The following is a 14,416-nucleotide window of genomic DNA, read 5'->3' on the forward strand; positions in this document are numbered from 1 at the left end:
CTGCTCCCGGTCCATCCCCCCGCGACGCCGTCGCAGTCCTCTATCAAGAGGGGGTCTGTCCTTCCGTGGTGAACAGCTCTAAGCGCCGCCTGAACGACCGGCGCACCTACGTTCTCGACACCAGCGTCCTGCTGGCCGACCCCAACGCCATGACCCGGTTCGAGGAGCACGAGGTCGTGCTCCCCATCGTCGTGGTGACGGAACTGGAAGCGAAGAGGCACCACCCGGAGCTCGGCTACTTCGCCCGGCAGGCGCTGCGCCTGCTGGACGACCTGCGCGTCCGGTACGGCCGCCTCGACGCACCGATCACGGTGGGGGACCTGGGCGGCACCCTCCGGGTGGAGCTCAACCACTCGGACCCCGGCATCCTCCCGGCCGGCTACCGGCTCGGCGACAACGACTCGCGGATCCTGGCGGTCGCGCGCAACCTCCAGGCCGAGGGGTACGACGTCACCGTCGTCTCCAAGGACCTGCCACTGCGCATCAAGGCGTCCTCCGTCGGACTCCTCGCCGAGGAGTACCGCGCCGAGCTCGCCATCACCGACTCCGGCTGGACCGGGATGTGCGACGTGTCCGTGTCGGGCGAGGACATCGACCGGCTGTACGCGGAGGAGACCCTGGACGTGCCCGAGGCCGCGGGGATGCCCGTGCACACCGGGCTGGTGCTGCAGTCCGAGCGGGGCAAGGCCCTCGGCCGCGTCACCGCCGACGGGACCGTGCGGCTGGTGCGCGGCGACCGGGAGGCGTTCGGCATCCGGGGGCGCAGCGCCGAGCAGCGCATCGCGCTCGACCTGCTGCTGGACCCGGACGTCGGCATCCTCTCGATGGGCGGCCGGGCGGGCACCGGCAAGTCCGCGCTGGCCCTGTGCGCCGGCCTCGAAGCCGTACTGGAGCGCCGTCAGCACCAGAAGGTCATGGTGTTCCGGCCGCTGTACGCGGTGGGCGGTCAGGAGCTCGGCTACCTTCCGGGCACCGAGGCCGAGAAGATGAACCCGTGGGCGCAGGCGGTGTTCGACACGCTGTCCGCGGTGACGTCCCGCGAGGTCATCGAGGAGGTGCTCAGCCGGAACATGCTGGAGGTGCTGCCGCTGACGCACATCCGCGGCCGCTCGCTGCACGACGCGTTCGTCATCGTCGACGAGGCCCAGTCACTCGAACGCAATGTCCTGCTGACCGTTCTGTCCAGGATCGGGGCCAATTCCCGGGTCGTCCTCACCCACGATGTGGCGCAACGGGACAATCTGCGCGTCGGTCGCTACGACGGAGTCGTCGCCGTCGTGGAGAAACTGAAGGGGCATCCGCTGTTCGCCCACGTGACGCTGACCCGCTCCGAGCGGTCGCAGATCGCCGCCCTGGTGACCGAAATGCTGGAGGACGGGGTGGTTTGATTCCACCCAAGGCATAAGCCCGGAAACCCACTTGCTGCCGCCCGGCAAAGCGCGAGAGCTTAGCCGGGCGGCGTGCCGTGCGGGAACCGATCGGCCAAAACTCCTGTGACGAACGAGGTGTGAGCTTTCCCACGCAACGAGGAATTGCCTTGCCTCATCTCTTCCGGCAAAGTCTTGCTTCCGTCAGGCCCCGCATACGGCACTGCTGTACCCAGGACAACTCCACAGACGCCCGCCGTATGCCGCCCGAGCACCACGCGGCGCTCCCTGCAGGGGAGTTGCCCACCGGGCCCGTGTCTCCCGTGACCCAGTGAAATGGGGAGACCAGCGCCAGGGGCACGATCGCGCCCGCGAGGTCACCTGTGCGGGCGATGCTGGAAGGAAACCGTGTGAGCCGGATCTCGGTCCGGGGATTCGCGGTGGCGTCGGCCACCGCGGTCACCACAGTCGGCGCCGTCGTCGGTGTCGCCGCGGGCAACCCCGCCGCGCCGAACGACAACTTCGAGGCGACCGCCGCGGACGCGACGCTCCTGGCGGACATCCCCGCCGGTCAGCAGGCCCAGGTGCAGGTCGCCTCGCTCCAGCAGCAGGCCGAGGCACAGGCCATCGCCGCCCATACGGACGCCCAGAAGCAGGCCGAGGAAGCCGCCCGCCTCCAGGCCGCCGAGGACGCCAAGGCCAAGAAGGCCGCGGCCGACAAGGCCGAGGAGGAGCGCAAGGAGAAGGAGCGCCGCGAGCGCGAGGAGAAGGAGCGCGCCAGCCGCTCCGCCACGCGTGACGCGTCCACCTTCGCCGCCCAGTCCTCGTACACGGTGGCCGAGGTGCAGGCCATGGCCCGCCAGATGATCCCCGGCGACCAGTTCCAGTGCTTCAGCAGCATCGTGCAGCGCGAGTCCACCTGGAACTACCTGGCGGTCAACCCGTCCTCGGGCGCCTACGGCCTCGTCCAGGCCCTCCCGGGCTCGAAGATGTCCTCGGCGGGCGCCGACTGGCGGACCAACCCGGCCACCCAGATCAAGTGGGGCCTGAACTACATGAACGAGCGCTACGGCAGCCCCTGCGGAGCCTGGTCGTTCTGGCAGGCCAACCACTGGTACTGAGCACCGCTCAACTTCCCGGAGCCCCTCGCCGTCCTACGGTGGGGGGCTCCGCGCGTGTAACGTCGGGTGGTCGGAACTCCGGGCCGGAACTCCGGAAGGAGTGGTAGGGGGAAGAGAGAGGCATGTCGAGACTGCCAGGGTGGCTCGACCGGCTGGGTGCCGGTCTGAGCGCCGCCGCCCAGCGGCTGGCCGAGCGCCGCGCCCGCGCGGAGGCGGACCCGGAGGCGGAGGTGGAGGCCGAGGCCCGCGCCGATGCCGACGCGGCGGCGCACCTCGTACCGGCGAAGCCCACCCGGGCCGAGCCGCCCGCGCTGCCCGGGGAGCCGCAGCACCCCGAACGGAGCGCCCCCGAGGGCGCCGGGACGGGGGCACCGCCGCAGCACGTGCCGGCCCCGCCCGCGTACGCACCCGCCGTCGCGGCCCGTCCGGAACCCGTCGACGCCGTGCCGTGGGGCATGCGGGTCGCCGCCGAGGCCGGCTGGCGGCTGCTGGTCCTGGCCGGCACGCTCTGGGTGCTGATGCAGGTCATCCGCACCGTGCAGCTCGTCGTCCTCGCATTCGTCGCCGCACTGCTGATCACCGCGCTGCTCCAGCCCCCGGTCGCCCGGCTGAAGGGGCTCGGGCTGCCGCGCGGGCTCGCCACCGCCGTCACCGCCGTCCTCGGCTTCGTCATCATGGGGCTGGTCGGCTGGTTCGTGGTGTGGCAGGTCATGGACAACCTCGACAACCTGTCGGCGCGGGTCCGCGACGGCATCGAGGAACTGAAGACGTGGCTGTTGAACAGCCCCTTCCACGTGACCGAGAGCCAGATCAACGACATCGCGAAGAACCTTCAGGACGCCATCGGCACCAACACCGAGCAGATCACCTCCGCCGGCCTCCAGGGCGTGACGGTGATGGTCGAGGTGCTGACCGGGATCCTCCTCGCGATGTTCTCCACCCTCTTCCTGCTGTACGACGGCAGGAAGGTGTGGGAGTGGTCGCTGAAGCTGGTCCCGTCCCAGGCCCGCCCGGGCGTCGCCGGCGCGGGACCGCGAGCCTGGCGCACCCTCACCGCGTACGTCCGCGGCACGGTGATCGTGGCGCTCATCGACGCGGTCTTCATCGGCCTCGGACTCTTCTTCCTCGACGTGCCGATGGCCGTCCCGCTGGCCGTGTTCATCTTCCTCTTCGCCTTCATCCCGCTCGTCGGGGCGGTCATCTCCGGCGCGCTCGCCGTCGTGGTGGCGCTCGTGACGAACGGGGTCTTCACCTCCCTCATGGTGCTCGTGGTGGTGCTGGCCGTGCAGCAGATCGAAGGGCACGTGCTGCAGCCGTTCATCCTGGGGCGGGCGGTGCGCGTGCACCCGCTGGCCGTCGTGCTGTCGGTCGCCGCGGGCGGTCTCGTCGCGGGCATCGGCGGCGCGGTCGTCGCCGTGCCGCTGGTCGCGGTCACCAACACGGCGGTGGGCTACCTGCGCGCGTACAGCGAGGAGCAGACGGCGCTGCGGACCCTCGTTCCGGTACGACCGGAGCTCAGGGAGGAGCCCTCGTGATATCCGAACCGGAACTGGTCGACGCGAATGGCAGACCGCTGGGGCAGGGCCGTGACGGGGGCGACCTGCTCGACAGCGACGCCCCGCCCTCGGCGGGCCCCGGGGGGCCGCGTGGCCGCCGTCCCTGGCTGTGGGCGCTGGGCGGTGTGGTCGTCGCCTCCGCGTTATGGGCCGGCGGCCTCCACGCGTACCAGGGCCGCGGGGTCGGCCTGGGCGGCTACCGCGCGGTGGAGGACCTGTGCGAGGTGGCCGAGCTGAAGGCGCTGGAGACGGCGCTGGGCCAGCGGTCCGACGACTCACCCGGACCCGACCGGCGCCACGAGGCGGTCGACCGGTTGGCGTGCGACGTGCAGTTCGGCGACGGCCGGACCACGTACTCGGTCCAGGTGGGCTACGAGCTGCACAAGAAGGCCGATCCGGGAGTGGAGTTCGACGCCTACGGGATCGGCTTCTGGTGGGGCAACGTGTACGACGCGGAGCCGGTGCCGGGCGTCGGGGAGCGGGCCCTGTACGCGGCCGCGATGGAGAGCGCCGCCCTGCGCGTCCTCGACGGGCAGGCGACCCTGGAGCTCTGGGTGTCGCCCGTCTACGAGTACGACGAAGGCGAGACCCCCGTGGAGCCCGACGCCACGGCCCTGGAAGGCATCAAGGACTTCATGGCCGAGGACGCGAAGGCGCTGATGGCGGGTCTCAGGGGTGGCGGGTAGAACCACCCGGACGAGTGAAGGGCCCCGCCGGCGCGGATTGCCGGCGGGGCCCTTCGCGCGATGCACGCGGGGCGCGGTGCCTACGGGGCGAGGACGGCCTCGGCGTCCAGCGTCGCGCCGACCGCCTGGATCACCGCGGCGATCTTGAACGCCTCCTGGACCGTCTCGCGGTCCACGCCGGCCTTCCGCAGCACCTGCTCGTGCGAGTCGAGGCACTGGCCGCAGCCGTTGATCGCGGAGACCGCGAGGGACCACAGCTCGAAGTCGACCTTCTCGACGCCCGGGTTGCCGATGACGTTCATCCGCAGACCGGCGCGCATCGTGCCGTACTCCGGGTCGGACAGCAGGTGGCGCGTCCGGTAGAAGACGTTGTTCATCGCCATGACCGCGGCGGCGGCCTTGGCGGCGTCGTACGCCTCCGGCTTGAGGTTCTCCCGGGCCTCCGGCTCCAGCTCCGCGAGCACCTTCGCCGAGCGCGAGGCGATCGCGCAGGCCAGGACGGTGCCCCACAGCTGCTGCTGCGGCAGGTCGCTGTTGCCGATGACGGAACCGAGGTTCAGCCTCAGGTCCTTCGCGTAGTCCGGTATGGCCGACTTCAGGGCGTCCAGGGACATGTCAGATCACTCGTCTCTCGGTGCTCTCGAACGACTCGGTCACTCGCCGGACAGCAGCTTGACCGGGTCCAGGGTGTCGTCGCCCTTGCTCCAGTTGCACGGGCAGAGCTCGTCGGTCTGCAGGGCGTCCAGGACCCGCAGGACCTCCTTCGGGTTACGGCCGACGGAGCCGGCGGTCACCATGGCGAACTGGATCTCGTTGTTCGGGTCGACGATGAAGACGGCGCGCTGGGCGTAGCCGTCCTCGCCCTCGACGCCGCAGTCGCGCATCAGCTCGTGCTTGGCGTCGGCCAGCATCGGGAAGGGCAGGTCGCGCAGGTCGGCGTGGTCCTTGCGCCAGGCGTGGTGGACGAACTCGGAGTCGCCGGAGACGCCGAGGATCTGGGCGTCGCGGTCCTCGAACTCGTCGTTCAGCTTGCCGAACGCGGCGATCTCGGTCGGGCAGACGAAGGTGAAGTCCTTCGGCCAGAAGAAGACCACGCGCCACTTGCCCTCGTAGGACTTGTGGTCGATCTGCGCGAACTCCTTGCCGCTCTCCAGCGACACGCAGGCGGTCAGGTCGTACGTGGGGAACTGGTCACCGACAGTGAGCACGCGCTCTCCTAGTGCTGAGGATGTCCCTGGTGGGGGCATCCGGGGGTTGGACGGTGGCCAATATGGCACGGCGTGCATTGATCAGTGAAATAGCTAGACTGGGGGCTGTTGATCGAAGGTGGTTATCAGTGGTGGCGATGCCGAAAAGCCCGCACAAGGGGAAGCAGCCGAGTCTGGCCCAGCTCAGGGCGTTCGCGGCGGTGGCCGAGCACCTGCACTTCCGGGACGCGGCGGCGGCGCTCGGGATGAGCCAGCCGGCGCTGTCGGGCGCGGTTTCGGCTCTCGAAGAGGCACTCGGTGTCCAGCTCCTTGAGCGTACGACGCGGAAGGTGCTGCTGTCGCCGGCGGGGGAGCGGCTCGCCGTGCGGGCGAAGGCCGTGCTGGACGCGGTCGGCGAACTCATGGAGGAGGCCGAGGCGGCCCAGGCGCCCTTCACGGGCGTGCTGCGGCTCGGCGTCATCCCGACCGTCGCGCCCTACCTGCTGCCGACGGTGCTGCGGCTCGTCCACGACCGCTACCCGGAGCTGGACCTCCAGGTCCACGAGGAGCAGACGCACTCCCTGGTGGAGGGCCTGGCCGGGGGGCGGCTCGACCTCCTGCTGCTCGCCGTTCCCCTGGGCGTGCCGGGGGTGACCGAACTGCCGCTGTTCGACGAGGATTTCGTCCTGGTCGCACCCGACGACCATCCGCTCGGCGGGCGCGCCGGTATCCCGCGGGACGTGCTGCGCGAGCTGGACCTGCTGCTGCTCGACGAGGGCCACTGCCTGCGCGACCAGGCCCTCGACGTGTGCCGGGAGGCGGGCCGCACCGACGGGGCGGCGGTCACCACGACGGCGGCGGGGCTGGCGACGCTGGTCCAGCTCGTGGCGGGCGGCATGGGGGTGACGCTGCTGCCGCGCTCCGCCGTCACGGTCGAGACGGGCCGCAACCCGCGGCTCGCCACGGGGTACTTCGCCGATCCGGCGCCGTCGCGGCGTGTGGCGCTGGCCATGCGGACGGGCGCGGCCCGGGCTGCGGAGTTCGCCGAACTGGCGCAGGCCCTGCGGGGCGCCCTGGCGGGACTGCCGGTGGAGGTCGTCCGGGACGGGCGCTAGGCCGGAGGAGCCGCACGGCGGGAACGAGGTGCCGGAACGGCGGTCCGCCGGGGACCGCCGGGCGGGGTGCGGCCGGAGCGGCTGCGAGCGCCGGCGTCTGTGGTGCCGGAGGCGCAGGGCGAGCGGCCGGGCGGGTCGGAAGGGCGTACGGGCGACCGGTGCGGGGGTGGCGCCCGCGTCAGAAGGCCACCGAGGCGGCGACCGGCACGTGGTCGGAGCCCGTGGCCGGGAGCGTCCAGACCCGTGTCACCTCGGCCCGTCGGGCCAGTACGTGGTCGATGCGGGCCAGCGGGAGCGACGCCGGCCAGCTGAAGGCCAGCCCCGAGGCGGGGGTGTCCAGCCGGGTGGTGAGCGGCGCCAGGCCCCGGTCGTCGACGGTCCCGTTCAGGTCGCCGAGCAGGACGACCCGGTCCAGGCGTTCGGCGGCGAGCAGCGACCCGAGGAGGGCGGCGCTCTCGTCGCGGCGGCCCGAGTCGAAGCCGCTCCGGGGCGTCAGCCGCAGCGACGGCAGGTGCACGACGTAGACGGCGATCTCGCCGCGCGGGGTGGCGGCCGTGGCCCGCAGCCCGCGCTGCCAGTCGCGGCCGACCCCGTGCGGCCGGATGTCCAGCGCCCGCACCTCGGTCAGCGGGTACGCCGACCACAGGCCGACCGTGCCCAGCACCGCCGAGTGCGGGTAGCGCTCCGCGAAGGCGGCGTCGTAGGCGGGCCGCGTGGCGGGGACGACCTCCTGGAGCGCCACGAGCCCGGCGTCCGCCGCCAGCAGGGCGCGGGCGGTGCCGGCCGGGTCGGGGTTGTCGTCGGCGGCGTTGTGCTGCACCACCGTCAGGGCCGTCGGGTCCTGCGGCGCGCTGCCGGGCAGCGGGAGCAGCAGGTGGCCGAAGTGCGCGAGCCAGGCGACCGCCGGGAGGAGCGCGGCCAGCAACGCGGTCGCGGAACGGCGCAGCAGGCCCACCGCGAGCAGCGCGGGCACGGCGAGGCCCAGCCAGGGCAGGAACGTCTCCAGCAGACTGCCCGGCCGGCCCGGCAGGTCGGGGACCGTCGCGTGGAAGACGAGGAGCCACGCGGTCAGCGCCGCCGCCACCGCGGCGATCCGCCCGCGCGCCCACGTCGAACGCCCCCGCGCGTCCGGCCCCCACCTGTGGCCCCTGTTCGTACTCCCGTTCACATCCTCCACCACGCGCACTCCTGCCCGGGTGGTTCCTGCCGGCCCGTCCGACCGGGGCGGAGCTGCGGGCAGGGGCTCCCGGCGCGGGCCCGTCCCGGAAGGCGTGTGCGCGGGAGGAGGGGCAGGCATCCGCTAGCCGTCCTCGGGACGCGCCTGCCCGGTGGGAGGCGCCTTCGGGGGGCGCCCCCGCCGGGGCAGCGGGGCCGGTGCGGACGGCAGGCGGCCCGCGTCCGCGAGCGCGCGCCGCAGCAGGAACTCGATCTGCGAGTTCGCGCTGCGCAGGTCGTCCGCGGCCCAGCGCGCCAGCGCCTCGTACACCCCCGGGTCGAGGCGCAGGAGGACCTGCTTCCGCTCGCGGCGGGCGGTCACTGGTAGAGGCTGCCCGTGTTGAGGACCGGCTGCGCGGAGCGGTCGCCGCACAGCACCACCATCAAGTTGGAGACCATCGCTGCCTTCCGCTCCGGGTCCAGGTCCACAATGTCGCGCTCGGTGATCCGGTCGAGTGCCGCCTCGACCATACCCACCGCGCCCTCCACGATCTTCTGGCGCGCGGCCACCATCGCGGCGGCCTGCTGACGCTGCAGCATGGCGGAGGCGATCTCGGGGGCGTACGCGAGGTGCGTGAAGCGGGACTCGACGATGCGGACGCCCGCCGCCTGCACCCGCGTGTACAGCTCCTCCGCCAGCTTCTCCGTGATCTCCTCGGCGTTGCCGCGCAGGGACAGCCCGCCCTCGTCGTGCGCGTCGTACGGGTACTCGATCGCGATGCGCCGGACCGCGGCCTCCGTCTGCGTGGAGACGAAGCGCTCGTAGTCGTCGACCTCGAACAGCGCCTGCGCGGTGTCCTCCACCCGCCACACCACGACCGCCGCCAGCTCGATCGGGTTGCCGTACGCGTCGTTGACCTTCAGGACGGCGGTCTCGTGGTTGCGCACCCGCGTGGAGATCGCCGTCCGCGTGGAGAACGGGTTCACCCAGCGCAGGCCGTCGCTGCGCACCGTCCCCCGGTAGCGGCCGAAGAGCTGGACGACCCGCGCCTCGCCGGGCGCCACCATGTTGAGACCCGTCATGGCCAGCGCCGCGGCCAGCGCGACGAGGACGCCCAGGACCACCAGCGTCGCGCGGACCCCGGGTGCGGCGCTGGTGGTGGACCCCGCCGCGAACAGGGCGCCGCCGGCGAGGACGCCGGTCAGTCCGGCCAGCAGGGCGGGGCCGCCGCCCGCGCTGTAGGCGGTGAACTCCCGCACCTCGGTCGCGGCCGCCCCGGCGGGCGCGGGTGCTGCGGCGGGTGACGTGTCGGCCGCCGGGGCGGACGGTGTGGAGGGGGTTGCGGACGGTGTGGATGCGGACATGGGAGGCCCCCGGTTCTGCAGCGGTCTGCTGCCGTACTGATCTGCTCTCTCTGTATGAGCAAAATGATATCACTTTAGCGGGGGCGGCAACCTTGCGCAGCCCCCGTGAGTCGGTTCCGTGTGGAACGGGTGCTGATTGTCACGTTCCGATAAGGCCGGATCCATTGGTCTATGTCGCCTGTGACGGGTTAGCTTGCTGAGCCGATCCGGCGGTGTGAGAGCGAACGAAGACGTCAGCAGAGAGCCGAAGAGACGAAGAGCGGAGCAACGGAGCCATGGCCCGAGCGGATGCGCGACGGTCCCGGCAGCGCGGGTCGCGCCGGGAAGGCACGGAACGGGGCCGCATACGGCGCCTCTTCACCTGGCGGAAGCTGCTGGGCACCTTCCTCGTGGGCGCCCTGCTCGCGATGGGCGCCCTGTACATCGTGTACCTGATGGTGCCCGTCCCCGCGGCGAACGCGACGGCCACCCTCCAGAGCAACGTCTACCGCTACGCCGACGGCACGCTCCTCGCCCGCAAGGGCGAGTACAACCGCTCCATCATCGGGCTGGACAAGATCCCCGACCCGGTCGAGAAGGCGTTCGTCGCCGCCGAGAACAAGACCTTCTACACGGACGCGGGCGTCGACGTCATGGGCACCGGCCGCGCCGTCTTCAACACGGTGACCGGCAACGGCCGCCAGGGCGGCTCCACCATCACCCAGCAGTACGTCAAGAACTACTACCTGGACCAGAGCCAGACCGTCACCCGCAAGCTCAAGGAACTGGTCATCGCCCTCAAGGTGGACCAGCGCAGCAGCAAGGACGAGATCCTCGCCGGCTACCTCAACACCAGCTACTTCGGCCGTGGCGCCTACGGCATCCAGGCCGCCGCGCAGGCGTACTACGGCGTCGACGCGAGCGAACTGACCATCCCGCAGGGCGCCTACCTCGCCTCGCTGCTCCAGGCCCCCAACCAGTACGACTGGTCCACGGCGACCCCGACCGGCCGCAAGCTCGTGCGGGAGCGCTGGGACTACGTCCTCGACAACATGGTCGAGAAGCAGTGGCTCGACGCGGCCGAGCGCGCCGGGCTCACCTTCCCCGAACCGCAGAAGCCGAAGGCCGCCCCCGGCATGGAGGGGCAGACCGGGTACCTCGTGGAAGCCGCCAACCAGGAACTGATGCGGGCGGGCGTCTCCGAGGAGGACATCAACGCCGGCGGGTGGACGGTCACCCTCACCGTCGACAAGAAGCGGCAGGACGAACTCGTCGAGGCCGTCGGGGACCAGCTGGAGAGCAAGCTCGACCGCGAGGGCGACGAGGTCGACGCCACCGTCCAGGCCGGCGCCACCTCCGTCGACCCGAAGACCGGCCACGTCGTCGCCCTGTACGGCGGCGTCGGCGCCACCGAGCACTGGCTGTCCAACGCGACCCGCCGCGACTACCAGCCCGCCTCCACCTTCAAGCCCCTCGTGTTCGCCTCCGCCCTGGAGAACGGCTCCGAGACCCAGGACGGGCGCCGCATCGGCGTCAACACCGTCTACGACGGCACCAGCAGGCGTCCCGTCGTAGGCAGCGACACCCCGTTCGACCCGGAGAACGAGGACGACCGCAGCTGGGGCCCCGTGACCGTCCAGCAGGCCATGAACAAGTCGGTCAACTCCGTCTTCGCGCAGATGATCGTGGACGTCGGACCCGCCAAGGTGAAGAAGACCGCCCTCGACCTCGGCATGAAGGACGGCGACGCGTTCGTGGAGAAGCCCGCCATGTCGCTGGGCACCATGGGCGCCTCCACCTGGGACATGGCCGGCGTCTACGCCACGCTCGACAACCACGGCAAGAAGGTCACGCCGACGATCGTGAAGTCCGTCGAGCACAAGGACCGCACGGTCGAGCTGCCCGACCCGATCGGTCCGCAGGCCATCAGCCGCAAGAGCGCCGACACCGTCACCTCCGTGCTGACCGGCGTCGTCGACGCGGGCTCGGGCCGCGCCGCGGACACCTCCGCGTACGACGCCGCGGGCAAGACCGGCACCTCGGAGAACAACAAGGCCGCCTGGTTCGTCGGTTACACCCCCGAACTCGTCACGGCCGTGGCGCTGTTCGGCGAGGACGCCGAGAAGGGCCGGCAGGTGACGCTGACGGGCACGGCGAACGCGGGCCGCGCCAGCGGCGGCGGCTTCCCCGCCCGGATCTGGGCCGACTACACCCGCGACGCCCTCGGCGGCGGTTCCGACGCCGAGTTCGACCTCGACCTCATCGACAGCCCGCGGCAGGACCCGCTGCCCGACCCGGACGCCTCACGGAGCCCCTCACCGAGCACGTCCACCTCACCGTCCGCGAGCGAGAACACCGGACCGTCCCGCGAGCCGTCCGAGCCCGCGTCGTCCTCCCCGGCCTCCAGCCGCCCGCCGAACCCGCCGAAGCCGCCCACGAGCCCCAGCGTGCCCCCGCCGGTCGACCCCCCGACCGACTCCCCGGACCCCACGGGCTCCCCGGGCGACAGCGGCGGCGACACCGGCACGGACCCGGGCACGATCACCGGCCCGGGCGACACCAGGCCGTTCCAGCCGCCCGGCGCGTAACGGCCGCCCCGGACACCCGTACAGCGGCCGGCTCCCCACGGACCACGGGGGAGCCGGCCGCCGCGCATCACGGGCCCCGCCCGCTGCGGACGCCGCGATGACGCCCCGCACCGACAGGGCACCGCCAGGGCCGAGCTCCGAGCGGTACGGCAGTGCGGGGCTCGGCCCCCGCGCCGTGGAGGACCGCCGCAGGGGAGATCCGAGCCGTACGGCGCCGTGGGAAGGGGCTACACCGGGGTCGGCAGTTCGAACCACACGACCTTGCCCGTCGACAGCCGGGTGGCGCCCCACCGGCGGGCCAGCCGGTTCACCAGGAACAGCCCGCGCCCGCCCTCGTCGGTGTCCCGCGCCCTGCGTTGCCGGGGCAGCTGGGGCGAGTCGTCGCCGACCTCGCACCGCAGCACGTCCGTCCGCAGCAGCCGCAGCGTCACCGGCCGTGTCGCGTAGCGCACCGCGTTCGTCACGACCTCGCTGACCAGCAGCTCCACCGAGTCCGTCAGGTCCTCCAGGCCCCACCGGGTCAGCGCCTTGCGGGCCAGCCGCCGGGCCCGGCCGGGAGCGGCGTCCTCCGGCTCCAGGAACCAGTACGCCACGTCGCTCGGCGCGATCCCGTCGAACCGCGCCGCCAGCAGCGCGATGTCGTCGTCCCGGTCACCGGGCCCGAGCATGTCCAGCACGTCGTCGCACAGCGCCTCCAGCGGAGGCGAGTGGTCGGGGCCGGTCAGCTGGGCGGTCGCCGCCAGCCTCTCCCGCAGCAGCTCTATCCCGGCCCACACGTCACGCAGTCGCGATTCGACGAGCCCGTCGGTGTAGAGCAGCAGGGTCGCCCCCGCGGGCGCGTCCAGCTCCACCGCCTCGAAGTCGACGCCGCCGACCCCGATCGGCGCACCCGGCGGCACCCGCAGCACCTCCGCACGCCCGCCCAGGTGCAGCAGGACCGGCGGCGGGTGGCCCGCGTTGGCGATCGTGATGCGGTGCGCTACCGGGTCGTACACCGCGTACAGGCAGGTCGCCATGCGGTTCTCGCCCAGCCGCTGCGCCTGCTCGTCCAGGTGGTGCAGCACCTCCTGCGGCGGCAGGTCGAGCCCCGCGAGGGTCTGCGCGGTCGTCCGCAGCTGTCCCATGATCGCCGCCGACGTCATGGAGTGGCCCATGACGTCGCCCACGACGAGGGCGACCCTGCTGCCGGGCAGCGGGATCGCGTCGTACCAGTCGCCGCCCACCCGGGCCGTCTCGGCGGCCGGCAGGTAGCGGGACGCCAGCTTCACCCCGGTCGGCTGCGGCAGGTTCTCGGGCAGCATGGTCCGCTGGAGCTCGTCCGCGATGTACGCCTCCCGCCCGTACAGCACCGCCTTGTCGATGCCGAGCGCCGTGTGCGTCGCCAACTGCGCCGCCACGAGCAGGTCGTTCTGCTCGAACGGCGGAGTGTCGGAGCCCCGCAGGAACACCGCCGCACCGATGACGCGGCGCCGCCCGCGCAGCGGCGCCAGCACGGCCCGGTGCCCGGACGGCACGGTCCTGCCCTCGCCGAGCAGTTCGGGCAGCGCGGCACGGGCCGCCTCGGAGTCGCCGAACACCGGCCGCACCCCGCGCAGCACCTCGGCGAGCGGACCGCCCGGCTGCACCTCGCACAGCTCGGCGGCCGGGCTCGGCTCGCCCGCGTCGGGCGCCACGACCGGCCCCGACGTCAGCAGGCCCAGGTCCGAGGCGGAGTCCTCCTCTGTTAACCGCAGCCGGTCCGTGCGGCGCAGCCGCAGCACGAACGGGTCGACGGGCCGCTCGTCGCCCACCGGCAGCGGGTCCCGGAGGTAGACGAGGATCGCGTCGGAGAAGGTGGGGACGGTGGCGCGGCACAGCCCGAGGACGATCTCGTCCAGGTCGAGGCCGCGGGCGATCCGCCGCGTGGCGGCCCCCACGAACCGCAGCCGGTCGCCCTCCCGCCGCGCCGTCCCGACCGGCTCGTGCCGCGCCGTCGGCAGGGACCCGGAGGCGTCCGTCGGTGGGGGCGGCTCGCCCGGTGCTGACACTCCGTGGTCCGCCGGGCTCACGGCCGCCGTGCCCGCCCCGGTGCCGGAACCGCTGCCCGCGGCGGACGCCGGTCCGTCTTCGGTCCCGGCGACGGACCCGTCCGGCGCCGGGCGTCCGGCACCGGTCTGCGGCGCCTCCCCGTCCACCGGCGCCGACGCGTCGGCGCCGACGCCGGTACCGCTCGCCTGCCGGCGCGGTGCGGGCGGCCCCGCCTGGCCCGTCTGGCCCGCCTGCGCCGCCGCGCGGGCGTCGGCGGCGCGGCCGGGCCC

General features: G+C 72.8%; 12 protein-coding genes. 6 read left to right on the top strand and 6 right to left on the bottom strand.

Going from position 1 to position 14,416, the window contains the following annotated elements; all coding sequences use genetic code 11:
- Positions 1-65 precede the first annotated feature (65 nt).
- The 4 genes from BJP40_RS10965 (at position 66) to BJP40_RS10980 (ending at position 4,730) form a co-directional block, all read left to right on the top strand.
- The gene (locus BJP40_RS10965) at positions 66-1,388 is read left to right on the top strand and encodes a PhoH family protein (RefSeq protein ID WP_071280209.1); all 1,323 of its coding nucleotides are present in this window, start codon (positions 66-68) and stop codon (positions 1,386-1,388) included.
- 371 nt (positions 1,389-1,759) lie between these two features.
- On the top strand, positions 1,760-2,488 hold the full coding sequence (locus BJP40_RS10970) for a transglycosylase SLT domain-containing protein (RefSeq protein ID WP_175499773.1): 729 nt from the start codon (positions 1,760-1,762) through the stop codon (positions 2,486-2,488).
- Between the two features lie 122 nt (positions 2,489-2,610).
- Positions 2,611-4,023: an AI-2E family transporter gene (locus BJP40_RS10975; protein WP_071280210.1), complete on the top strand. Its 1,413-nt coding sequence runs from the start codon at positions 2,611-2,613 to the stop codon at positions 4,021-4,023.
- Positions 4,020-4,730 (top strand): hypothetical protein, encoded by a 711-nt coding sequence (locus BJP40_RS10980; RefSeq protein WP_071280211.1) that lies wholly within the window; start codon positions 4,020-4,022, stop codon positions 4,728-4,730. The genes BJP40_RS10975 and BJP40_RS10980 overlap by 4 nt, the downstream gene beginning before the upstream one ends.
- A gap of 80 nt (positions 4,731-4,810) precedes the next feature.
- Here BJP40_RS10980 and BJP40_RS10985 read toward each other — a convergent pair whose 3' ends face one another.
- Positions 4,811-5,344, bottom strand: coding sequence for an alkyl hydroperoxide reductase (locus tag BJP40_RS10985; RefSeq protein ID WP_071263736.1), 534 nt, complete (start codon positions 5,342-5,344; stop codon positions 4,811-4,813).
- A 39-nt stretch (positions 5,345-5,383) separates the two neighbouring features.
- A complete protein-coding gene (locus tag BJP40_RS10990; protein WP_071280212.1) occupies positions 5,384-5,938 on the bottom strand; it encodes a peroxiredoxin in 555 nt (184 codons plus the stop codon).
- A gap of 137 nt (positions 5,939-6,075) precedes the next feature.
- On the opposite strand from BJP40_RS10990, the gene BJP40_RS10995 reads away from it, so the two are divergent.
- Positions 6,076-7,032, top strand: coding sequence for a hydrogen peroxide-inducible genes activator (locus BJP40_RS10995; protein ID WP_071280218.1), 957 nt, complete (start codon positions 6,076-6,078; stop codon positions 7,030-7,032).
- A 178-nt stretch (positions 7,033-7,210) separates the two neighbouring features.
- Here the strand turns inward: BJP40_RS10995 and BJP40_RS11000 are convergent, their stop codons facing one another.
- The 3 genes from BJP40_RS11000 to BJP40_RS11010 form a co-directional block, all read right to left on the bottom strand.
- The gene (locus BJP40_RS11000) at positions 7,211-8,212 is read right to left on the bottom strand and encodes an endonuclease/exonuclease/phosphatase family protein (protein ID WP_319020076.1); all 1,002 of its coding nucleotides are present in this window, start codon (positions 8,210-8,212) and stop codon (positions 7,211-7,213) included.
- Between the two features lie 120 nt (positions 8,213-8,332).
- Positions 8,333-8,620 carry a hypothetical protein gene (locus tag BJP40_RS11005; RefSeq protein WP_079168821.1) on the bottom strand — a complete coding sequence of 96 codons (288 nt, stop codon included), beginning with the start codon at positions 8,618-8,620 and terminating at the stop codon, positions 8,333-8,335.
- On the bottom strand, positions 8,566-9,552 hold the full coding sequence (locus tag BJP40_RS11010; RefSeq protein ID WP_079171079.1) for an SPFH domain-containing protein: 987 nt from the start codon (positions 9,550-9,552) through the stop codon (positions 8,566-8,568). Before BJP40_RS11010 ends, BJP40_RS11005 begins: the two co-directional genes overlap by 55 nt.
- A 275-nt stretch (positions 9,553-9,827) precedes the next feature.
- On the opposite strand from BJP40_RS11010, the gene BJP40_RS11015 reads away from it, so the two are divergent.
- Positions 9,828-12,119, top strand: a complete 2,292-nt coding sequence (locus BJP40_RS11015) for a transglycosylase domain-containing protein (RefSeq protein ID WP_071280213.1) — start codon at positions 9,828-9,830, stop codon at positions 12,117-12,119.
- Positions 12,120-12,346: 227 nt separating this feature from the next.
- Here the strand turns inward: BJP40_RS11015 and BJP40_RS11020 are convergent, their stop codons facing one another.
- Positions 12,347-14,293 (bottom strand): SpoIIE family protein phosphatase, encoded by a 1,947-nt coding sequence (locus tag BJP40_RS11020; RefSeq protein WP_256220706.1) that lies wholly within the window; start codon positions 14,291-14,293, stop codon positions 12,347-12,349.
- Positions 14,294-14,416: the final 123 nt, after the last annotated feature.

It is taken from the genome of Streptomyces sp. CC53 (assembly GCF_001865245.1).
Classification (GTDB): Bacteria; Actinomycetota; Actinomycetes; order Streptomycetales; family Streptomycetaceae; genus Streptomyces.

Bases quoted from the DNA above. Each gene is read 5' to 3' on its own strand.
- BJP40_RS10970 (WP_175499773.1), top strand. From the start codon at position 1,760: ATGCTGGAAGGAAACCGTGTGAGCCGGATCTCGGTCCGGGGATTCGCG.
- BJP40_RS10975 (WP_071280210.1), top strand. From the start codon at position 2,611: ATGTCGAGACTGCCAGGGTGGCTCGACCGGCTGGGTGCCGGTCTGAGC.
- BJP40_RS10985 (WP_071263736.1), bottom strand. From the start codon at position 5,344: ATGTCCCTGGACGCCCTGAAGTCGGCCATACCGGACTACGCGAAGGAC.
- BJP40_RS10995 (WP_071280218.1), top strand. From the start codon at position 6,076: ATGCCGAAAAGCCCGCACAAGGGGAAGCAGCCGAGTCTGGCCCAGCTC.
- BJP40_RS11010 (WP_079171079.1), bottom strand. From the start codon at position 9,552: ATGTCCGCATCCACACCGTCCGCAACCCCCTCCACACCGTCCGCCCCG.
- BJP40_RS11015 (WP_071280213.1), top strand. From the start codon at position 9,828: ATGGCCCGAGCGGATGCGCGACGGTCCCGGCAGCGCGGGTCGCGCCGG.